This window comes from Streptomyces sp. NPDC059875, assembly GCF_042731085.1.
In the GTDB taxonomy this organism is placed as follows: Bacteria; Actinomycetota; Actinomycetes; order Streptomycetales; family Streptomycetaceae; genus Streptomyces.
Window position 1 is genome coordinate 19,980 of the sequence record NZ_JBHWJZ010000005.1, and the last position, 20,911, is coordinate 40,890.

Consider the following 20,911-nt stretch of genomic DNA (forward strand, 5'->3'; position numbering starts at 1 on the left):
GCCGTCCAGGCCCGGGCCCCCGGGCCCCCGGGCCCCCGGGCCCGACGCAACGGCCCGCCGGGGTCGACCGGCGCCGCGGGTCCGTCGTAAATCGGTTGCCTGACACGTCGCGGCGGTCGGAGCATGGCACCTCGTGACCTCGAAGCTCTCCGCCGTGCTGCCCGATCTGACGCCGTGGCGGTCCTCCCGCGACTTCCGACTGCTCTGGGTGCAGGGGCTCGTCGCCTTCTTCTCCAGCGCCGTGGCGATGATCGCGCTGCCGCTGCAGATCAAGGAGCTGACCGGGTCGCCGCTCGCCGTCGGCGCGATGGGCGCGGTCGAACTGGTCCCGCTGGTCGCCTTCGGGCTCTACGGCGGCGCGCTCGCCGACGCCGTCGACCGGCGCAAGGTCCTCGTCGCCACCGAGGCCGGGCTCGGGCTGCTCGCCCTGCTTCTGCTCCTCAACGCGCTCCTGCCCGAGCCGATGCTCTGGCCGCTGTACGTCGTCGCCGCCGGTGTCTCCGCGCTCGCCGGACTCCAGCGGCCCGCCCTGGACTCGCTGCTCGCCCGGATCGTGCCGCACGACCAGCAGACCGCCGCGGCCGCGCTCAACTCGCTGCGCTGGCAGATGGGCACCATCGCCGGACCGGCGCTCGCGGGCCTGCTCGTGGCGTACGCCGGTCACGCCCCCGCGTACGGCGTGACGATCGCCGGATTCCTCGCGTCCGTACTCCTGTGTCTGCGGCTCTCCCCCGCACCGCCCGCGCACGACGCCGACAAGCCGTCTCTCCGCGGGATCGTCGAGGGAGCGCGGTACGCCTGGTCACGGCCGGTGCTGCTCGGTACGTACGTGATCGACCTCGCCGCCATGTTCTTCGCCTTCCCGAACACGATCTTCCCGTTCCTGGCGGACGAACTGGACGCCGACTGGTCGCTGGGCCTGATGTACGCGGCGGGTTCGGTCGGCTCGCTCGTCCTCGGCCTGACCAGCGGCTGGACCTCGCGGATCCGCCGCCACGGGCTCCTGGTCGTGTGCGGGGCGACGGCCTGGGGGCTCGCGATCGCGGCGGCCGGCTGGTTCTCGAACATCTGGCTCGTGCTGCTCTGCCTGGCCTTCGCGGGCGCCGGCGACATGGCGAGCGGCCTGGGACGCGCCACGATCTGGAACCAGACCATCCCGGAGGAGCTGCGCGGCCGGCTCGCCGGGATCGAGGTCCTCTCCTACAGCGTCGGCCCTCAGCTCGGCCAGGTCCGGGCGGGCGCCATGGCGGGCTGGACGGGCACGCGGGCGGCGATCTGGAGCGGGGGCGTGGCGTGTGTGGCCTCGGTGGGGCTGCTCTGCCTCGCGCTGCCGAAGCTCCTCACGTACGACTCCGACACGGACGAGGACGCGCTGCGTCACAAGGCCGCGCAGGAAGAGCGGGAGGAGCGCGAGGCCCGGGACGCGCGGGACGGTCGGGACGCTCGGGACGCGAAAGAGGCCGGGACCGGGGCCCCGGCCTGACGCGTCGAAGCCGCGGGCTCCAGGGCCCCCGCCATGATCCGCCGGACAGGCTCTAGTCCGGCGTCTCGTCCGTCGCGGGCCTGTCGTGCCACTTGGGGTCGGTGTCCCACTCCAGGTTGCGGTCCTGCGCGGTCTCCATCGCGCGGGTCGCCTCCTCCCGGGAGGCGTACGGGCCGAAGCGGTCCTTGGCCGGGCACTCCGGGCCCTCCTCGACCTTCTTGTGCTCCAGGCAGTAGTACCACTCGCCCGGTTTGCCCACCGTGCGCTTCTTGAACAGGGCCATCGTCGGCTCCTTCCTCTGAGGCCATGCTGCCCCAGACGCGGTCGTTAGACTCGCTGACATGTCTGGCCAGTCGCTGCTCGTACCGGGGGAGCTCTCCCCCCACCGCTCCGTTCCGGGAGCCATCCGCCGTCCCGAGTACGTCGGGAAGCCCGCACCCACCCCGTACACGGGGCCCGAGGTGCAGGATTCCGACACCATCGAGCGGATGCGGATCGCCGGCCGCATCGCCGCGCAGGCGATGGAGGAGGCCGCCAAGCACATCGCACCGGGCGTCACCACGGACGAGCTGGACCGGGTCGCCCACGAGTTCATGTGCGACCACGGGGCGTACCCCTCCACCCTCGGCTACCGCGGCTTCCCGAAGTCGCTCTGCTCCTCGGTCAACGAGGTCATCTGCCACGGCATCCCCGACTCCACCGTCCTCAAGGACGGCGACATCGTGAACCTGGACGTCACGGCGTACATCAACGGGGTGCACGGCGACAACAACGCCACCTACCTCTGCGGCGACGTGGACGAGGAGTCCCGACTGCTCGTCGAGCGCACCCGGGAGTCGCTCAACCGGGCGATCAAGGCCGTCAAGCCGGGCCGCCAGGTCAACATCATCGGCCGGGTCATCGAGTCGTACGCCAAGCGCTTCGGCTACGGCGTCGTGCGCGACTTCACCGGGCACGGCATCAACTCGTCCTTCCACTCCGGGCTGATCATCCCGCACTACGACTCCCCGCACGCCACCACCGTCATCCAGCCCGGCATGACCTTCACGATCGAGCCGATGCTGACGCTGGGCACGCACGAGTACGACATGTGGGACGACGGCTGGACGGTCGTGACCAAGGACCGCAAGCGGACGGCGCAGTTCGAGCACACGCTCGTCGTCACGGACAGCGGGGCCGAAATCCTTACGTTGCCCTGAGCCCGTCCCGGGGTAGCGTTTTACCGACAGGTCGTCGGGAACCAGTTGACTTAGGTAAGCCTAAGTAGCAAGATCTCAGTAGGTTCCCGTCCCCATCGGTCCCGGAGGCACGCCTTGGACACGCCCTTCTCGACGCTCATCCGCACTGCCTCGCACGAACAGCACACCGAGGCCGAGACGTCGACCTTCATGAGCGACCTCCTCGGCGGACGCCTCGCCGTGGAGGCGTACACGCGGTACACGGAGCAGCTCTGGTTCGTGTACCGCGCCCTCGAGGACGGTGCCGAGGCGCTGAAGGACGACCCGGTCGCCGGGCCCTTCATACAGCCGGAGCTGTTCCGCACCGCCGCCCTGGAGCAGGACCTCGCCCACCTCCGGGGCCCGGAGTGGCGGGCGGGGCTCTCCCCGCTGCCCGCCACCGCCGCGTACGCAGCCCGGGTGGCGGAGTGCGCGCGGGACTGGCCGGCCGGCTATGTGGCCCACCACTACACCCGCTACCTCGGCGACCTCTCCGGCGGCCAGATCATCCGCGACAAGGCCGAGCGCACCTGGGGCTTCGCGCGCAAGGGCGACGGCGTCCGGTTCTACGTCTTCGACGAGATCACGAACCCGGCAGCCTTCAAGCGCGGCTACCGCGAGCTGCTCGACGGTGTGAACGCCGACGACCTGGAGAAGCAGCGGATCATCGACGAGTGCAAGCGCGCCTTCGACTTCAACGGCGCGGTGTTCCGGGAGCTGGGCAGCGAGTTCCCGCTCAGCGCGTGAGTGTCAGGGTCCGCTCGAGGCGGACCCGTCCGCCCAGCTCGATCACACCGTCGGGGCCGGGGGCCGTCAGGATCTGCGACCCACGACCCTGCGTGATGTTCAGGGCCCGGCCCAGCTCGGCCGTGAGCAGCAGGGCCGCCGCACCCGTCGCCTCGTCCTCGTCGATGCCGTCCCCGCGCCCCGGGAACGCCCGCGCCCGGATCCGGCCGGCCGCCTCGTCCTCCCAGGCCCAGGCGTAGATCCACTCACCGGGCTCGGGCACCTCCAGCGCGTCGACCTCGTCGGCCGATCCGTACCGCCGCAGGGTGCGCGGCGGCGCCCACTCGGCGCGGGCCTCGATCCAGGTGAACTCCCCGTCCCCGCGCACCCAGACCTCGCCGGCCGGCGGGTGGACGACCTCCAGGTCGAGCAGCCAGGCGGCGCCGACGACCGGATGACCGGCGAACGGCAGCCGCACACCGGGCGTGTAGATGTCGACGTCCCCGCGCTCCGGGTCGTCCACGAACACGGTCTCGCTGAAGCCGAGTTCCTTGGCGAGCGCCTGCCGGGACGCCTCGTCGGGATGCGTGCGCCCGTCCCGTACGACACCCAGGGCGTTGCCGTACCGGCCGTCGCCGGCGCAGAAGACACGCAGGACGTCGATGTCGGTGGCGCTACTCGTCACGGTCGTGTGCATGGCGGAATTCAAGCATCCAGGCGTCCCATTCCGCCGGGCCACCCGGAATCGGCCACGCGCAGGTGCGTGCTTCGTCGTACGGGACGCTCGCGGCGAAGTCGGAGAGGCCCCGGACGGACGCCGCCCGCTGCCGCTCCGGATCGGGGCCGGCGAAGTCGCGTACCAGCAGCTTCTCGTACTCCTCGGGCACGGAGCCGAGGAGCTCCGCCATCCTCTCCTCGTCCTCTCCACGGGACAGTACGACCGTGCGGGGCGTCCGTTCCTCGGCCAGCGCCGCCACCGCCCGGTCGTGGCCGTCCAGGAGCAGCCAGCCGTCGAAGGCCGTCACCCACCACAGGAGTACGGGTGCGAGGCTGCCGTCCCTGGCCTGCTTGCGGTACGCCTTGACGCGCGGGGCGTCCGGGGCGGACACCCGCCGCAGCGGGACGACGCCGTTCCAGCCGTGGTTCCAGTTCAGATGGCCGTCCGGCCACCCCGACAGGAAGTCGTCGCCCCAGACGTACGGCGGGAACACCTCCCGCTCCCAGAGCATCCACCGCCCCGCGTGCAGGGGTCCCTCGTCGGCGGCATCCAGCCAACCGGCGTACCGACGCACCCAGTCGGGCGTTTGCCGTGATTCGTCGGCCCGTATCGGCGGCAGGGGCGAGCGGTAGCCGGGGCGGCGGTGGAGCCGTACCCCGCCCCGGTCCTCGTCGACGCGCCCGAGCAGGACGGGCCGTCCCGACTGGCGGAGCAGCATCCGACGGCCGTCCGTCATCTCCCAGCGCAGCGGTGGTGGTTCGGCCGGTCCCGCGATGCGGAAGACCGATCCGGGAAGGTTCTCTCGGCGCAGGCGCATGGACATGTCCCGCACGCTAGCCGGGCATGCGGCAGGGCCGCACACCCGTTTTCGGGGTGCGGCCCTGCCTGTGGGGGGTGGCGGTTTCAGAAGCCGGGCTCAGGACTCCGTCGTGCGGCGCCGGACCGCGAAGACGACCGCCGCGCCCGCGAGGGCGGTGGCGCCGGCCGCGCCGAGCAGAGCGCCGGTCGGGAGGCCCGCGCCGGTGGCGGCGAGGGAGCCGGTGCCGCCGACGGTGCCGCCACCCGTGGTGGAGGAACCACCGGTGGTCGAGGTTCCCCCGCTCGTCCCGCCGGTCGTGGTCGGCAGCGTGGCGTCCTTGTCCACGGTGAGGGCGACCGTCACCGGGTCGATCGCGGTGCCCGGCTGGTAGAAGGCCTCGCCGTTCGGGCCCGCGAACTGGGCGGCGCCGTCCTTCGTCAGCTCGGCCGGGACGTTCTTGAGCGTGACGACACCCTTCTCGGCCGTGTAGTCGGCCTTCGACAGGTCGAGATCGGCGAAGGTGACGTCGTTCTTCGTGCCCTTGGCGGTGGCGACATCGGCGACGAGCGTGCCGGCCGAGCCGTCGGCCTTCACCTTCACGTCGCTGATGGCCCAGTCGATGGTGTGGGCCGCGCACTCGAAGCGGAGGGTGCCGTTGAACGCCGTGGCGGCCTTGCGGGCCTTCGCGTCCCACTGGGCGGAGCCGAAGGCGAAGTCGTACACCGAGCCGTTCTTCTTCGCGCCACCGGTCGCCGTCGCCTTGCCGCCGCAGGTGTCCACGACGTACTTCCGCCAGGACTCCTTCACGCCCCAGGTGAGCTTGCCGTTCAGCACGGACGGGGTGCCGGTGGGCCGCGCGGTGGTGGGGGCGGTGGTCGGCGGGGCCGTGGTCTTCGTCGCGGTCGGGGTGGGCGAGGGCGAGGTGGTCTTCGTCGGGGTCGGGGACGGCTTGGTGCCGCCGGCCTTCACCGTCAGGGTCGCCGCGTCGAGCGGGTCACCCTCCTTGTAGAACCCGGCGAACGCCTCCGCGCCGCCCTTGGTCAGCTTCGCCGGTATGTCCTTGAAGACCATCGCGCCGCCCGCGCCCTGCCCCGGCCGCACCCCGGTCATGTCGAGCGCCGCCACGGCGACGTCGTCCCGCGTGACGAACTTTCCGTCCTTGCCCTTGGTGACGACATCGGCGGTGATCTCACCGGTCGGCGCGGCCGTGCCCTTGGTGGTCAGCTTCACGTCGGAGAGCGTGATGTCGAGGACGCCGCCGTGGGCCTCGAAGTGGACGCTGCCCTTGAAGGCGTTGGCGGTGGCGTGCGTCCCGGTGTCGTACGTACCGGTGCCGTCGACGAAGGTGAAGACGCCGTTGTCCGCGGCCTGCTTCGCGCCGCCCGCGACCGTGGTCTTCCCCTGCGCCATCGGCGAGGCGAGGTATTTGCGGAAGGACTCCTTGAAGCCCCAGTCCAGCGTGCCTTCCTTCAGTTCCGTCGCGGGGGCGGCGTCCGCCGCGAGGGCCGGCAGGGCGAAGACGCTCGCTCCGAGCGCGAGCCCGGTGGCGACGGCGGCGGCGAGGACGACAGGGCGTCGGGTGGGCGTGGACATGGTGGGTGGTCTCCTACGGAAGGGGAATCGGGGGTCAGTTGGCAGTGCGGCGGCGACGCAGTGCACCGAACACGGCGAGCGCCGCGATCAGGAGCACGCCGGCGCCGGTGGCGAGGTACGTGGCCGTGCTGGACGAATCGCCCGCAGCGGCCGTCTGCGCGGGGGCGCCCGCGGCGGAAGCCGAGGGCGAGGCCGTCGCCGAGGGCTTCGCGTCGCTGCCCAGGTCCGGCAGCGCCGGAAGCTGTGCCTTCGTGTCGACCACGACGGCCAGCGACACCGGGTCCATCTCGGTCCCGGCCTTGTACATCCCGGCGAAGGCCTTGGCGCCGCCCTCCGTGAGGGTCGCGGGCGCCTCGGTCAGTACGGCGAGGCCGTTCTTCGGCGCGAAGTCCGCGGCGGTGAAGGTGATCAGGGGGACGGCCTTCTCGGTCTTCCCGCCGCTGGTGACATCGGCGCCGAGCGTGCCCTTGCCGCCGGTCACCTCGACCGTGACCGCGCCGAGCGTGAGGTCGAGGTGGGTGCCGGTGAAGCGGACGGCGCCGGCGAACGCGGCGTCGAGGGTCCGCCTCTTCGGGTCGTACGTGCCCTTGCCCTGCGGGAAGCGGAACAACGCGCCGCCGTCCTGGGCGCCGCCGGACAGGGTCCACTTGCCCTGGGCGATGGAGCCCGTGACGTACTCACGGAAGGTGCGGCGCACCCCCCAGTCGACCGCCGCGTCCCGGAGGGTTCCGGTGGCGGCCGGGGAACCGGCCGTCGCCTCGGGCGACTTGGTCGCGGTCGGCTCGGCCGGCGCCTTGACGTCGACGGTGAGGCTGATCGGGTCGAGCGGCGTCCCGGCCGTGTAGTACCCGGCGAAGGCGCGTGCGCCCTGCGAGGTGAGCGTGGTGGGCACGTCGGCGAGGGAGACGGGGCTGCCTCCGCCGCGCATGTCGATGCCGGAGAGGTCGAGCGAGGCGAGCGGCACCTGGGAGGAGGTGGTGACCTTCCCCGTCCCCTTGGCCTTGCTCGCCATGTCGGCGTAGAGCGTGCCGCGCCCGCCCTCGATCCGGACGCGGGGCCCGCTGATCCTCAGGTCCAGCTCGTGGGTGCCGTCGCTCTTGCGGTGGCCGAGGAAGTGCACCCCGCCCGAGAAGCCGGCCTCGAAGGCGCCGCTCGCGGGGTCGTACGAACCCTGGGCGGAGTGGAAGCGGAACTGGCTGCCGCCGACGGTGGCGGCGCCTCCGGTGAGGTTCCAACTGCCGTGCGCGATGGGGCCCGTGACATAGCCCTGGAAGGAGGATTTGATTCCCCAGTCGAGTCTCCCACCCCGCACGGCACGGCCCGCGGCCTCGGCGGCAGTGGCCGGGAGCAGGGACCCGAGGAGCGCCGCGAAGAGCGTGACGGCGAGCGCCCGGGCCGGTCTGGACAGCAGCATGGAACCCCTCCGAGGGCTAGCAAGTGAGGTAAGGCTAACCTAAGCTACTCGGAGGCAGAACGACAGACTGCCGCCCAGAACGAACAGGACGGTGCTTCCCCGTGCAGAGAACTCGCCTCGCGGGTGTACTGACGTCGGCACTCGCGCTCGCACTCCTGGCGACCGGCTGCGGTGACGGAAGCACCCCCCGACAGACCGCCCCCACGACGGACTCCACGCAGGCGAAGGCCGCCCCCGACCGGGTCGAACCGCTGGCCGGCGCACCGAAGTCCACGCTCCCGGCGACCGTGGACTCGGCGGACGGCCGCAAGGTCACCGTCGCGTCCACCGAGCGGATCGTCCCGCTCACCGGCTCGCTCAACGAGATCGTCTTCACCCTCGGCCTCGGCGACCGGGTCGTCGCCCGGGACATCACGGCCACCTTCGAACAGGCCGCGAAACTCCCCGTGGTGACCCGCGCCCACGACGTCTCCGCCGAGAGCGTCCTGTCGCTGCGGCCGACCGTCGTCCTCGCCGACACCTCCACCGGGCCGGCCGAGGCGATCGCCCAGATCCGCGACGCGGGCATCCCACTCGTCGTGGTGAAGCCGGCCAAGGAGCTGGCGGACATCTCCGCCCGGATCGACACGGTCGCCGCCGCCCTCGGCGTACCGGAGGCCGGAGGCGCGCTGAAGCAGCGCACCCAGGACCGGATCGACGCCGTCCGCAAAGACATTCCCGCCGGGAAGGACCCGAACGACCCGAAGGACCCGAAGGACAAGCCCCGGGTGGCCTTCCTGTACGTACGGGGATCGGCGGCCGTCTATCTGCTCGGCGGGGCCGAGTCCGGGGCGGCCTCCCTCCTGGAGGCTGCGGGAGCCGTCGACGCGGGCAAGGAGTCCGGTCTGAAGAAGGACTTCACGCCGATCACGAGCGAGGCGCTGGCCGCGGCCGCGCCCGACGCGATCCTCGTGATGAGCAAGGGACTCCAGTCCGTCGGCGGCGTCGACGGACTGGTGAAGATCCCCGGCGTCGCGGAGACGCCGGCCGGAATGGACCGCCGGGTCGTCTCGGTCGACGACGGCGTCCTCCTCAACTACGGCCCACGGACGGACCAGGTCCTGAAAACCCTCGTGGACCAGCTGTACGGGGAGCCCAAGTGACCGCCGTCGACGACTCGGTGGCCCCGGGCACGGCCGCGGAGGAAACGTCCGCACCGGAGGCCCGAGGCCCAGCGGTCGGATCCCCGCGGCGCAGGCCGCGCGGTACCGCCACCACCCTCACCTTCGGCCTGCTCGCCGTTCTGCTGCTGCTCGCCCTGCTCTCCGCCGGGATCGGGGCGTACGAGATCCCGCTCGGGGACGTGCTGGCCTCCGTCCAGCACCGTCTCGGGCTCGGCGGCCACGCGCTGGAGCGCTCGGCCGAGAGCGTCCTGTGGAACATCCGGCTGCCCCGGGTCGTCCTCGCGATCCTCGTCGGCGCCTCGCTCGGCTGCGCGGGCGCACTGATGCAGGGCGTGTTCGGCAATCCGCTCGCCGAGCCCGGGGTGATCGGCATCTCGGCCGGCGCGGCCGTCGGCGCGGTCGGGGCCATCGCGCTCGGCCTCAGCTTCTTCGGCAACTGGACGGTGACCGTCTGCGCGTTCGCGGCCGGGCTCGCGACCGTCTTCCTCGTGTACGCGATGTCCCGCGCGGGCGGCCGTACGGAAGTGGTGACGCTGATCCTCACCGGTATCGCGGTGAACGCCTTCGCGGGCGCTCTGATCGGCCTGTTCATCTTCTTCGCGGACAACGCGCAGATCACCCAGATCACCTTCTGGCAGCTCGGCTCGCTCGCCCAGGCCACCTGGCCCAAGGTGCTCGCCGTGCTGCCCTGTGCGCTGGTCGGACTTGCCGTCGCCCCGCTCTACGCCCGCAAGCTGGACCTCCTCGCGCTCGGCGAGCGGCCCGCCCGACACCTGGGCGTGGACGTCGAGCGGCTGCGGATCGTCCTGATCCTGGTCGTCGCGCTGCTGACGGCCGCGGCGGTCGCGGTGGCGGGGATCATCACCTTCGTCGGTCTCCTCGTCCCGCATCTGCTGCGGATGGCGAACGGTCCGGGCCACCGCTTCCTGGTCCCGGGCAGCGCGCTCGGTGGCGCGGTGGTGCTCGCGGCCGGCGACCTGGCGGCCCGTACCGTCGCGGCCCCGGCCGAACTCCCCCTGGGCGTCCTGACCGCCCTCTTCGGCAGCCCGTTCTTCTTCTGGCTGCTGCGCAGGACCCGTCGTAGGCAAGGTGGTTGGGCATGACGTCCGCACTGTTCCGCGGTCTGCTGACCCGTCGTACGCGTGAACTCCCCACCCCTGCCGAGCCCGGCGAGGCCGTCGCGGAGGCCCGGGGGCTCCGGGTCGGCCTCGGCGGGCGGGAGGTCCTCCGCGGGGTCGACACCGCCGTGCGGGCCGGCGAGGTGCTGGCCCTGGTCGGGCCCAACGGGGCCGGGAAGTCGACCCTGCTGGCCGCGCTGGCCGCCGATCTCGCGCCGTACGGCGGGGAGGTACGGATCTGCGGCCGGCCCGCCGCCGGCTGGTCCGCGCCCGAACTCGCCCTGCGCCGGGCGGTACTGCCACAGGCGGCCGCGCTCGCCTTCCCCTTCCCGGTCGCCGAGGTGGTCCGGATGGGCCGTGCTCCGTGGGCCGGGACCGGGCGCGAGGAGGAGGACGAGGCAGCCGTCGCGGAGGCCATGGCGGCCACCGAGGTGGCGGCCTTCGCGGCCCGTCCCTTCTCCGCGCTCTCCGGCGGCGAGCGGGCCCGGGTCGCCCTGGCCCGGGTGCTCGCCCAGCGCACCCCGCTGCTGCTGCTCGACGAACCGACGGCCGCGCTGGACCTGCGCCACCAGGAACTGGTGCTCCGCGTCTGCCGCGAGCGCGCCGCCGCCGGGGTCGCGGTCGTGGTCGTGCTGCACGACCTCGGCCTCGCCGCCGCGCACGCTGACCGCGTCGGGGTGCTGCACGACGGCCGGATCGCCGCCGAGGGGCCGCCGGCCGAGGTCTTCGAGGAGGAGTTGCTGAGCCGGGTGTACCGACAGCCGGTGGAGGTGCTTGCGCATCCCCGGACCGGCGTTCCGCTGGTCGTCCCGCGCCGCGCCACCCTCGACACCGAAACGGACAAACCCGGCGCCTTGACCGGTACTTGACCAGGCCATGGGGGACCGATGAGCGCTCCGTGACCTTGTCGTGCCCGGGCCCGGAAGGTGAGAGTCGAATCACTGGACGCCCCGGTTTGGGTGAGGTAAGCCTCGGTTAAGTTAGGTCCGCCTCAGCCCGTCCCCGTCCTTTCTGGAGCGCCCATGCGAGCCGTCCGTCTCTCCGTCGTCACCGCCGCCGCGACCGCGGTGGCCCTGACCGCCGTCACGGGCTGCGCCGAGAAGAGCGACGCCAAGGGCGGCGACGGCGCCGTCCAGGTGGTCGCCAAGGACGACTCCTGCGAGGTCTCCAAGAAGTCGTTCCCGGCCGGGCACGTGGAGCTCGCCGTCGAGAACAAGGGCACGAAGGTCACCGAGGTCTACATCCTGTACCCGGACGACCGCATCGTGACCGAGCGCGAGAACATCGGCCCCGGCACCAAGGCCACCATCACCGCCGAGGTCAAGGCCGGTGACTACGAGATCGCCTGCAAGCCCGGCATGAAGGGCGACGGCATCCGCCAGAAGGTCACCGTCACCGGTGCCGCCGCGGCCGCCAAGCGCTCCCCCGAGATGGACGCCGCCGTCGCCGCCTACCGCCAGTACGTGCAGGCGCAGGCCGACGCCACCCTGCCGAAGGTGAAGGTCTTCACCGACGCCGTCCGCGCCGGAGACCTCGAGGCCGCGAAGAAGGCCTACGCCGACTCCCGTATCGGCTGGGAGCGCACCGAGCCCGTCGCCGAGTCCTTCGGCGACATCGACCCGAAGGTCGACGTCCGCGAGGACGGCCTGGAGGCCGGCCAGGACCCGGCGAAGGACTGGACCGGCTGGCACCGCCTGGAGAAGGCGCTCTGGCAGGACAAGAAGATCGGCGACCGCGAGAAGCAGCTCGCCGACACCCTCGACAAGGACCTCGCGGACTGGGTGAAGCGGGTCGGCAAGGCCGACATCACCCCGACGTCGATGGCCAACGGCGCCAAGGAGCTCCTGGACGAGGTCGCCACCGGCAAGGTCACGGGCGAGGAGGAGCGTTACTCCCACACCGACCTCGTCGACTTCAAGGCCAACGTCGAGGGCGCGCAGAAGTCCTACGAGCTGCTCAAGCCGGTCGCCTCGAAGAACGACCCGAAGCTCGTCGCCGAGCTCGACAAGCAGTTCGCGGCGCTGAACACGCTCCTGGACAAGTACCGCACGGACAAGAGCAGCTACGTCTTCACCTCGTACGACAAGGTCGGCAAGGCCGAGCGCAAGGAGCTGTCGGACGGCGTCAACGCGCTGGCCGAGCCGCTCTCCAAGCTCGCCGCCGCGGTCGTGAAGTAGGAGGACACGGACATGTCCGAAGCGAACGAGAACACGGCCCCGGAGAGCACTCCGACCTCGCGGCGCACGGTCCTCGGCTGGGGAGGCGCCGGGCTCGCGCTCGGCGCCGCCGCGGCCGGCGGTGCCGTCGCCCTGACCCGTACCGGGGACACCACCGCGCCCGTCGCCGACAGCGGCGCGGCCGTTCCCTTCCACGGCCCGCACCAGGCCGGAATCGCCACGGCCGTCCAGGACCGGCTGCACTTCGCCGCGTTCGACGTGAAGACGAAGGACCGCGCCGAGCTCGTCCAGCTCCTGAAGGACTGGACGCGCGCCGCCGAGCGGATGACGGCCGGCCGAGAAGTCGGCGAGGGCGCCTACGGCGGCCTGCCGGAGGCCCCGCCGGACGACACCGGCGAGGCCCTCGGCCTCAAGCCCTCCCGGCTCACCCTCACCATCGGCTTCGGCCCGTCCCTCTTCGACGGACGCTTCGGGCTGACGGACAAGCGGCCCGGCGCGCTGGTCGACCTGCCGAAGTTCCCCGGCGACAACCTGGACCCGTCCCGCAGCGGCGGCGACCTGTGCGTCCAGGCGTGCGCGGACGACCCACAGGTCGCGGTGCACGCCATCCGCAACCTCGCCCGGATCGGCTTCGGCAAGGTCGCGGTCCGCTGGTCGCAGCTGGGCTTCGGCAAGACGTCCTCCACCACCCCCGACGCGCAGACCCCGCGCAACCTGTTCGGCTTCAAGGACGGCACGCGCAACATCGCGGGCACCGACACCGCGGCCCTGGACAAGCACGTGTGGGTCCCCGCCAAGGACGCCCCGGGCGCGGCCGGCTGGATGACGGGCGGTTCGTACCTCGTCGCCCGCCGGATCCGGATGAACGTCGAGACCTGGGACCGCACTCCGCTCCAGGAGCAGGAGGACATCTTCGGCCGCGACAAGCGCGAGGGCGCTCCCGCCGGCAAGGCCAAGGAGCACGACGAGCCGTTCCTGAAGGCGATGAAGCCGGAAGCGCACGTCCGGCTCGCGCACCCGGACTCCAACAACGGGGCGACGATCCTGCGCCGCGGCTACTCCTTCACGGACGGCACGGACGGTCTCGGCCGGCTGGAGGCGGGCCTCTTCTTCCTCGCGTACCAGCGGGACGTCCGTACCGGCTTCATTCCGGTGCAGACCTCGCTGGCCCATGCGGACGTCCTCAACGAGTACATCCAGCATGTGGGTTCGGCCCTGTTCGCCGTCCCGCCGGGCGTCCGCGACAAGGACGACTGGTGGGGCCGGGCACTGTTCGCATAGCCAGGGAGGGACCGGCATGTTCGGCAACTATCTGATCGGCCTGCGCGAGGGCCTGGAGGCAGGCCTGGTCGTCTGCATCCTCATCGCGTACCTGGTGAAGACGGACCGCCGTGACGCCCTGAAGCCGATCTGGATCGGCATCGGGGTCGCGGTCGGCATCGCGCTGGCCTTCGGCGCCGGCCTCGAGTTCGGCTCGCAGGAGCTGACCTTCGAGGCGCAGGAGCTGCTCGGCGGCTCGCTCTCCATCCTCGCCGTCGTCCTGGTGACCTGGATGGTCTTCTGGATGCGGCGTACCGCCCGGCATCTGAAGGCGGAACTGCACGGCAGGCTGGACGCGGCGCTGCAGATGGGCACGGGCGCGCTGGTCGCCACCGCGTTCCTGGCGGTCGGCCGGGAGGGGCTGGAGACCGCCCTGTTCGTCTGGGCGTCGGTGCGGGCCTCCTCCGACGGGACGTCCGCGCCGCTGGTCGGGGTGCTGCTCGGCATCGCGACGGCCGTCCTGCTGGCCTGGCTGTTCTACCGCGGCGCGCTGAGGATCAACCTGGCGAGGTTCTTCACCTGGACCGGTGGAATGCTGGTCGTGGTGGCGGCCGGTGTCCTCGCCTACGGCGTGCACGACCTCCAGGAGGCGCGCTTCCTGGGCGGGCTCGCGAACAAGGCCTTCGACATCTCGGCGACGATTCCGCCTGACAGCTGGTACGGGACGCTTCTGAAGGGCGTCTTCAACTTCCAGCCCGACCCGACGACCCTTCAGGTCACGGTGTGGGCGCTCTACCTGGTCCCGACGCTCGTGTTGTTCCTGGCCCCGGTAGGGTCGGGTCCGTCCGTGCCGGTGGAGGAGCAGAAGGCGACCGATGAGAAGGCTGAGGCGACCGTCCAAGGGGTTCGTGGCGACGACGGCGGCGACCGTGTTGGCGCTGACGGCGAGCGGCTGCGTGACGGTGCACGGCGAGCGGGAGCTGCTGCCGGCGGCGACGAGGACTGAGGCCGAGCAGGCCCTCAAGGACTTCACCGACGCGTACAACAAGGCCGACAAGGCCTACGACCCGGCCCTCGACGCGGGCCGGGTCACCGGTCCGCTCGGGGCCATCAACCAGGCGGGGCTGAAGTCCCGTTCGATCACCAGTCCCGGCGGGAACCGGAGCCACAAGGCGCTGGAGCTGACGGACGCGAAGTTCGTGCTGCCCAAGAAGGCGGGCTGGCCGCGCTGGTTCGTCGCGGACACCGACTCCAACCGGGACACCGACCAGGGCAGCGGAGACAACCGCTGGCTCCTGGTCTTCGTGCGCAACGGCTCCGAGCAGCTGTGGGAAGTCGCCTATCTGGCGATCCTGACCCCGGACGAGGTCCCGGCGTTCAAGACGGAGGGCGGGTACGCGGTGCCGGTCGCCGCGGACTCCGCCGAACTCGCCGTCGCCCCCAAGGACCTGGGCCGGAGCTACGTCTCGTTCCTCGGCGGCGGTGAGCAGGGCCAGTTCGCGGCGGGTCCGCACACCACCGAGTGGCGGGATCAGCGGCGCAAGGGCGCGAAGCGGGCGGGTCTTGCGACGCAGTACATCGACCAGGTCGCGGACGCCGGGGACTTCGCGCCGCTGGCCCTCGCGACCGAGGACGGCGGGGCGCTGGTCTTCTTCGCTACGCGCTACTTCGAGCAGCAGACGGCTGCGCAGGGCTACCGGCCGAAGGTCACGGCCGACGTGAAGGCCCTGATGACCGGCGAGGTGAAGAACACCGTCACCAAGGAGTGGGTGTCGAGCCAGACCGTCCTCGTGAAGCCGGCCGGCTCGGAGCGGGACGGCGTCACGATCGCGGGCCGGCTCCAGGGCGTGACGGGCGCGAAGGGCTCGTGACGCCGGGCGCTGAGGGAAGGGCTCGTCAACGGGCGTGACGCGGGGGCGCTCAGCGGCGACGAGGGGCGCTCCGGCTCGAAGAGGAGCGCTGCTGGCTCGACGAGGGGCGCTGCGGCTCGAAGACGGGGCGCTCAGCGGCGCCCGAGCGGCCAGGCGACCTCGTGTCCGGTGTGCTGGTCCCCCTGCTCGGCGGCGTGCCGGGCGCAGGCGTCGGTGAGGGTCTCCAGCAGGTTCAGCGGGTCGGGCAGGGCGTGCTCGGGGCCGCGGACCCAGGCGAGGGCGGGCTGCTCGTCCTCGTCACCGATGAGCCGGGACGGCGGTACGAGGACGTAGCTGCCGCGGCAGTGCCAGCGCAGCCCCGGGTGCTCGTCCATGGTCTCGGGGTGGCAGTCCAGCTCGCAGGGCCACCACTCGTCCTCGTCCTCGGGGGTGCCGCGGGTGGCGGTGAAGAAGAGCATCCGGCCGCCGTCGCCCGCGCTCTCGGCGGACTCGGCGACGGGCCCGACGTCGACGCCCTGGGCGAGGAGTCGCTCCAGGGCGGCGCGGCCGGCCTCCAGGGGGACGTCGAGGACGTCGTGGACCATGCCGGTGGCGGTGATGAAGTTCGCCTCGGGCTGGCCCAGTGCCCAGCGCTCGATCTGGGCGCGGTCGGTGGTCGACTGGGTCTGCCAGGCGAAGGAGACGGGGTGCCGGGCGGGGGTCGGACAGCCGATGCGCTCGCAGGAACAGCGGTAGCCGACGGGGTACGCGGCGGGGGCGAGGGGCAGTCCGGCGGCGGCGACGGCCAGGAGCAGCTTCACGCGGTCGTTCTCGTCGTCGGCCGCGGTGCGCTTGGGACGCCTGCGCAGCCACTGCGCGAGTTTGCTCTCCGTGCCGCGGTAGCGGCCGATACCGTCGCCCATCTATCCCCTCACACCTGTGCTCGCCCGTTCGGCTCTGCCCATCGTCCCACCATCCTGCGCCTTGGGTGACCGGAGTACGGAACCGGGGTACATATCCGGGTTACGCCCGCGGTGCCGGGGTCACGCGCGGGGTGCGAGCCCGCGCAGCGCGTAGTCGACGAGGGTGTCGGCGTAGGCGTGGGTGAGCGGCAGCGTGCGGTGCAGCCAGCGGTGGTTCAGAGGGCCGACGAGGAGCTCGAGGGCGATGCGGGGGTCGACGTCGGGGTCGATGTCCCCAGCCGCCTGAGCTGCCTCGATGCGGCGGACGTAGTACTGGAGCTGGGGTTCGAGGAGCTGCTCCACGAACCGGGCGCCGAGTTCGGCGTTGACGATGCCTTCGGCGGCCAGGGCGCGGGAGGGGGCGTCGTACGTCGGATTGTTCAGCTCGTCGACGGTGGCGCGCAGCACGTACTTGAGGTCGGCGGCGAGGTCGCCGGTGTCGGGGATCTCACTGTCGGCGTCGCCTCCGAGGGCCTCGTTGGCCTGGACGGCGAGGTCGAGGAAGGCGTCGAGGAGGACGGCGGCCTTGGAGGGCCACCAGCGGTAGATGGTCTGCTTGCCGACGCCGGCGCGGGCGGCGATGCCCTCGATGGTGGTCTTGGTGTAGCCGACCTCGGAGACGAGGGCGAGGGCGGCGTCGAAGATGGCGCGGCGGGAGCGTTCGCTGCGGCGGGAGGCGTCGGGGCCCTTGGCTTCGGACATGAGTCCAAGTCTAACAGGAGACGAGACGCGGCGTCTCGCCACCTGGGGTCACCCTCCTGATGTTCGGTCGAGTTACGTCGAACCACCCGAACGGTTCACTGCGCGGAGACGGTGAAGGGCGGACCATGGGCTCCGTCCGACCATCTCACTTCTTCCGTGAGGAGCCCTCATTGCGCATGACTCCGCGCGAGGCCTCGCCCCGCCGTTATCTGATGTGCCCACCCACGCACTTCGAGGTGACGTACTCCATCAACCCATGGATGGACCCGACGAAACCGGTCGACCTGCCGCTCGCCCTCGCCCAGTGGGAGGACCTGCAGGCCCGCTACCGCTCGCTCGGCCACACCGTCGAACTCCTCGACCCGCATCCCGGCCTGCCGGACATGGTCTTCGCCGCGAACGGCGCGACCGTGGTGGACGGGCGGGTGCTGGGCGCGAAGTTCGCCTATCCGGAGCGTACGGACGAGGCGGCGGCGCATCTGGACTGGTTCCGCAGGAACGGTTACCCAGAGGTGCGGGTGCCGGAGCACGTGAACGAGGGCGAGGGCGACTTCGCGGTGACCTCGTCGTGGATCCTGGCCGGCCGCGGCTTCCGCTCGAGCCCGCTGGCGCACCACGAGGCGCAGGAGTTCTTCGGGCGCCCGGTCATCGGCCTGGAGCTGGTGGACCCGCGCTACTACCACCTGGACACGGCGCTGTGCGTCCTGGACACGGAGGGCGACGAGGTCATGTACTACCCCGACGCGTTCTCCCCCGGGAGCCGGGCGGTCCTCTCCCGCCTCTTCCCCGACGCGCTGCTCGCGACGGAGAGCGACGCGGCGGCGCTGGGTCTGAACGCGGTGAGCGACGGCCGCCACGTCCTGCTGCCGCAGGCAGCGGTGGGCCTCTTCGCCCCACTGCGCGAGCGGGGCTTCGAGCCGCTGGGCATGGACCTGACGGAACTCCTGAAGGGCGGAGGCAGCGTGAAGTGCTGCACGCAGGAGCTGCGGCTCTGAGACGACGGGGGTGACGGGACCGGGGCCGGGCCCGGGCGACGTGGCCCGGTGGCCCGGCGCGGTGACCTGGCACGGGCAACCGTGCTCTGTGCCCCCGGGACGGTGACCCGGCACGGGCAACCGTGCCCGGGCCGCCCCGGCCCGGGGCGGTCCTGGTCCCTAGCCCTGCTCCGGGGGCCAGGCGTCGCCCCACTCCGCGTCCCTGGCCGCCTTGTACAGCGTCCCGTGGCGCTTGGTGACCGTCTCGCGCGTCAGGCCCGTCTCTTCCGCGCCGCAGAGCTCCAACAGGACCTGGCCCTTGCGGATCTGGGGCTTCCGGGTCACCCGGGACAGCGCGGGCGTCACGGGGAACCGGGTCGCCGCGACGTAGCTGAACTTCTCGTCCTCGTACGGCAGTGAGCCGCCCTTGACCCGCCGGTGCAGCGACGACCTGCTCACCCGTGCCGCGAAGTGGCACCAGTCCGCGCCGGGTTCGATCGGGCAGGCCCCGCTGTGCGGGCACGGCGCGGCGACGGTGAGCCCCGCCTCGACGAGGAGGGTGCGGGCGGCGATGATCCGCTCGTAGCCGTCGGGGGTGCCGGGCTCGACGATCACGACGGCCTGGGCCACTCGCGCCGCCTCGGTCACGACCGCGCGGCGGTCGGCCTCGGTCAGCTCCTTCAGGACGTACGAGACGGTGACGAGGTCCGTCGCGTCGAGCGTCAGCGCGCCGCTGATGCGGGCCCGCCGCCACTCCGCGTCGAACGCCCCGGCCGCCAGCTCCCGCCCGAGCGCGAGAGCCGGCTCCGCCCAGTCCAGGACCGTGGTGCGCGCGAGGCCGTCCCATGCCTCGGCGACCGCCCAGCTCGCCGCGCCCGTGCCACCGCCGATGTCGGTGTGCGTGGCCGGCTCCCACCCGGGCGCGGCGTCCCTCAGCGCGTCGAGCGCCGCCCGTACCGCCTCGAAGGTCGCCGGCATCCGGTACGCGGCGTACGCGGCGACGTCGGAACGGTCGCGCAGCACGGGGGCGTCGGTCGGGGTGGTGCCCCGGTAGTTGGCGATCAGCCGCTCGACGGCCTGCGCGGCCTGGCGCGGCGGCAGCCCGTCGAGAAGCCCGGCGAGGGCGGCGCGCAGCGAGTCACCGGAGGCAAGGGAGGCGGAGGCATTCACCTCCACATTTTAGGCGCCCCACCACGGCCGCCGGCCCGCCGTCCCTGGGGGCGGGGGCAGAGCCGGCTGGGCCGGGGCCGGCGGGCTGGGGGCGGGGCCGGCTGGGCCGAGGGCCCGAGGGCCGCGTAGCCCCCGGGGCAGGTGGGCCGGTGGCCCAGAGGGCCGTAGGGCCGGGTACCCCCGACGGTCCAGACGGCCGGGGCGACGGGCTCCCCGGCAGGCTCCGAGGCCCCGCCCCGCCCTACCCGCCGCCCGCCCGCACGGGCGGCAGGCCGCGTCAGGCCCGTCCCTCCCCCACCGCGGCGCGCCGCCAAGGGCGGCACATGAGCAGGAAGCACGTCAGCGCAGCCGTCGCGCAGGTCAGCTGGACCACCGCCATCGGGACGGCCGTCGCCTCGCCGGCGATGCCGACGAGCGGGGAGGCGACCGCGCCGACCAGAAAGGACGACGTGCCGAGCAGCGCGGACGCGGAGCCCGCCGCGTGCGGGGTGCGCATCAGGGCCTGGGCGTTGGTGTTGGGGAGCGCGAGGCCCATCGCCGACATCAGGACGAACAGCGCCGCCGAGATCGGGGCCAGCCCCACCTGCCCGAACACGCCGCTCGTCATGAGCACCAGCGCCACCGAGGCGAGCAGGATCACGCTCAGACCGCAGCCCAGCACCTTGTCCAGGCTGACCCGCCCGACGAGCAGCTTGCCGTTGATCTGGCCGGCCACGACGAGGCCGATGGAGTTGAGGCCGAAGAGCAGGCTGAAGGTCTGCGGCGAGGCTCCGTAGATCTCCTGCACGACGAACGGGGAGGCCGCGATGTACGCGAAGAGCACGGCGAAGGCGAGCCCGCCCGCCAGCATGTAGCCGGTGAAGACCCGGTCCGCGAGCAGCCCGCGCATGGTGCGCAGCGCCTCGCCGACCCCGCCCGCGTGCCGCCGCTCGGGCGGCAGCGTCTCGGCGAGGAACTTCCACACCACCACCGTGAGCAGGACCCCGATCGCGGCGAGGACGTAGAAGATGCCCCGCCAGTCGGTGACCCGCAGGATCTGGCCGCCGATGAGCGGCGCGACGATCGGGGCGACACCGGAGATCAGCATCAGCGTGGAGAAGAACCGCGCCATCTCGACGCCGTCGTACAGGTCACGGACGACGGCCCGCGCGATCACGATGCCGGCCGCGCCCGCCAGGCCCTGGAGCAGCCGGAAGGCGACGAGGAGTTCGGCGGAGGGGGCGAGCGCGCAGACCACGGTCGCGGCGACGTAGACGAGCATGCCGATGAGTAGCGGCCTGCGCCGGCCCCACTTGTCGCTCATGGGGCCGACGACGAGCTGGCCGAGCGCCATGCCGGCGAGGCAGGCGGTGAGCGTCAGCTGGACGGTCGCGGCGGGCGAGCGCAGCGACTCGGTGACCTCCGGCAGGGCCGGCAGATACATGTCCATGGAAAGCGGGGGTACGGCCGTCAGTCCACCGAGGACCAGCGTGACGAGCAGCCCCACGCGCCGGGCGGCGGCGACGGGGGTGGTGGCTATGTGTCCTTGCGTCGTGGTCTGGCCGCTCTCCGGCATCGAATGCTCTCCGTTTCGTCGAAACCGTCC

The 20,911-nt window shown here is 72.3% G+C and carries 20 protein-coding genes; 11 read left to right on the forward strand and 9 right to left on the reverse strand.

What is annotated here, in order from left to right; translation table 11 throughout:
• The first annotated feature begins 133 nt into the window (after positions 1–133).
• Positions 134–1,483: an MFS transporter gene (locus ACFV9D_RS07645; RefSeq protein WP_385142462.1), complete on the forward strand. Its 1,350-nt coding sequence runs from the start codon at positions 134–136 to the stop codon at positions 1,481–1,483.
• A 52-nt stretch (positions 1,484–1,535) separates the two neighbouring features.
• Here ACFV9D_RS07645 and ACFV9D_RS07650 read toward each other — a convergent pair whose 3' ends face one another.
• A complete protein-coding gene (locus ACFV9D_RS07650; RefSeq protein WP_385142465.1) occupies positions 1,536–1,766 on the reverse strand; it encodes a hypothetical protein in 231 nt (76 codons plus the stop codon).
• 58 nt (positions 1,767–1,824) lie between these two features.
• Here ACFV9D_RS07650 and map point away from each other — a divergent pair, with 58 nt between their 5' ends.
• Positions 1,825–2,682 (forward strand): type I methionyl aminopeptidase, encoded by an 858-nt coding sequence (gene map, locus ACFV9D_RS07655; protein WP_385142468.1) that lies wholly within the window; start codon positions 1,825–1,827, stop codon positions 2,680–2,682.
• A 114-nt stretch (positions 2,683–2,796) separates the two neighbouring features.
• Positions 2,797–3,447, forward strand: coding sequence for a heme oxygenase (biliverdin-producing) (locus ACFV9D_RS07660; RefSeq protein ID WP_385142471.1), 651 nt, complete (start codon positions 2,797–2,799; stop codon positions 3,445–3,447).
• On the opposite strand, the gene ACFV9D_RS07665 is transcribed toward ACFV9D_RS07660, so the two are convergent.
• The 4 genes from ACFV9D_RS07665 to ACFV9D_RS07680 all read right to left on the reverse strand — a co-directional run bounded on the left by ACFV9D_RS07665 (position 3,437) and on the right by ACFV9D_RS07680 (position 7,950).
• Positions 3,437–4,123, reverse strand: a complete 687-nt coding sequence (locus ACFV9D_RS07665; protein WP_385142474.1) for a PhzF family phenazine biosynthesis protein — start codon at positions 4,121–4,123, stop codon at positions 3,437–3,439. The genes ACFV9D_RS07660 and ACFV9D_RS07665 overlap by 11 nt on opposite strands.
• Entirely contained in the window at positions 4,101–4,967 is an 867-nt protein-coding gene (locus ACFV9D_RS07670) for a hypothetical protein (protein WP_385142477.1), read from the reverse strand. The genes ACFV9D_RS07665 and ACFV9D_RS07670 overlap by 23 nt, the downstream gene beginning before the upstream one ends.
• Positions 4,968–5,060: 93 nt before the next feature.
• Positions 5,061–6,536, reverse strand: a complete 1,476-nt coding sequence (locus ACFV9D_RS07675) for an HtaA domain-containing protein (protein WP_385142480.1) — start codon at positions 6,534–6,536, stop codon at positions 5,061–5,063.
• A gap of 34 nt (positions 6,537–6,570) precedes the next feature.
• Positions 6,571–7,950 carry an HtaA domain-containing protein gene (locus tag ACFV9D_RS07680; RefSeq protein ID WP_385142482.1) on the reverse strand — a complete coding sequence of 460 codons (1,380 nt, stop codon included), beginning with the start codon at positions 7,948–7,950 and terminating at the stop codon, positions 6,571–6,573.
• A 101-nt stretch (positions 7,951–8,051) separates the two neighbouring features.
• Here ACFV9D_RS07680 and ACFV9D_RS07685 point away from each other — a divergent pair, with 101 nt between their 5' ends.
• The 7 genes from ACFV9D_RS07685 to ACFV9D_RS07715 all read left to right on the forward strand — a co-directional run bounded on the left by ACFV9D_RS07685 (position 8,052) and on the right by ACFV9D_RS07715 (position 15,539).
• A complete protein-coding gene (locus ACFV9D_RS07685) occupies positions 8,052–9,092 on the forward strand; it encodes a hemin ABC transporter substrate-binding protein (protein WP_385142485.1) in 1,041 nt (346 codons plus the stop codon).
• The gene (locus ACFV9D_RS07690; protein WP_385142488.1) at positions 9,089–10,216 is read left to right on the forward strand and encodes a FecCD family ABC transporter permease; all 1,128 of its coding nucleotides are present in this window, start codon (positions 9,089–9,091) and stop codon (positions 10,214–10,216) included. Before ACFV9D_RS07685 ends, ACFV9D_RS07690 begins: the two co-directional genes overlap by 4 nt.
• Positions 10,213–11,100 carry a heme ABC transporter ATP-binding protein gene (locus ACFV9D_RS07695; protein ID WP_385142491.1) on the forward strand — a complete coding sequence of 296 codons (888 nt, stop codon included), beginning with the start codon at positions 10,213–10,215 and terminating at the stop codon, positions 11,098–11,100. The genes ACFV9D_RS07690 and ACFV9D_RS07695 overlap by 4 nt, the downstream gene beginning before the upstream one ends.
• Before the next feature lie 153 nt (positions 11,101–11,253).
• Positions 11,254–12,408 (forward strand): iron uptake system protein EfeO, encoded by a 1,155-nt coding sequence (gene efeO, locus ACFV9D_RS07700; RefSeq protein WP_385142494.1) that lies wholly within the window; start codon positions 11,254–11,256, stop codon positions 12,406–12,408.
• 12 nt (positions 12,409–12,420) lie between these two features.
• A complete protein-coding gene (gene efeB, locus ACFV9D_RS07705; RefSeq protein WP_385142497.1) occupies positions 12,421–13,689 on the forward strand; it encodes an iron uptake transporter deferrochelatase/peroxidase subunit in 1,269 nt (422 codons plus the stop codon).
• Between the two features lie 16 nt (positions 13,690–13,705).
• Positions 13,706–14,674: an iron uptake transporter permease EfeU gene (gene efeU / locus ACFV9D_RS07710; RefSeq protein ID WP_385142500.1), complete on the forward strand. Its 969-nt coding sequence runs from the start codon at positions 13,706–13,708 to the stop codon at positions 14,672–14,674.
• Positions 14,631–15,539 (forward strand): hypothetical protein, encoded by a 909-nt coding sequence (locus tag ACFV9D_RS07715; RefSeq protein WP_385143182.1) that lies wholly within the window; start codon positions 14,631–14,633, stop codon positions 15,537–15,539. The genes efeU and ACFV9D_RS07715 overlap by 44 nt, the downstream gene beginning before the upstream one ends.
• Before the next feature lie 131 nt (positions 15,540–15,670).
• On the opposite strand, the gene ACFV9D_RS07720 is transcribed toward ACFV9D_RS07715, so the two are convergent.
• Both ACFV9D_RS07720 and ACFV9D_RS07725 read right to left on the reverse strand, forming a co-directional pair.
• Complete coding sequence (locus ACFV9D_RS07720; RefSeq protein WP_385142503.1) at positions 15,671–16,441, reverse strand: bifunctional DNA primase/polymerase; 771 nt, start codon at positions 16,439–16,441, stop codon at positions 15,671–15,673.
• 120 nt (positions 16,442–16,561) lie between these two features.
• Positions 16,562–17,182, reverse strand: a complete 621-nt coding sequence (locus ACFV9D_RS07725; RefSeq protein WP_385142506.1) for a TetR/AcrR family transcriptional regulator — start codon at positions 17,180–17,182, stop codon at positions 16,562–16,564.
• Between the two features lie 176 nt (positions 17,183–17,358).
• Between ACFV9D_RS07725 and ddaH the strand changes: the two genes are divergently transcribed.
• A complete protein-coding gene (gene ddaH / locus ACFV9D_RS07730) occupies positions 17,359–18,177 on the forward strand; it encodes a dimethylargininase (RefSeq protein ID WP_385142509.1) in 819 nt (272 codons plus the stop codon).
• Between the two features lie 159 nt (positions 18,178–18,336).
• Here the strand turns inward: ddaH and ACFV9D_RS07735 are convergent, their stop codons facing one another.
• Together ACFV9D_RS07735 and ACFV9D_RS07740 are read right to left on the reverse strand one after the other, a co-directional pair.
• Entirely contained in the window at positions 18,337–19,326 is a 990-nt protein-coding gene (locus ACFV9D_RS07735; RefSeq protein ID WP_385142512.1) for a small ribosomal subunit Rsm22 family protein, read from the reverse strand.
• A gap of 277 nt (positions 19,327–19,603) precedes the next feature.
• Positions 19,604–20,881, reverse strand: a complete 1,278-nt coding sequence (locus ACFV9D_RS07740) for a Bcr/CflA family multidrug efflux MFS transporter (protein WP_385142515.1) — start codon at positions 20,879–20,881, stop codon at positions 19,604–19,606.
• Positions 20,882–20,911: the final 30 nt, after the last annotated feature.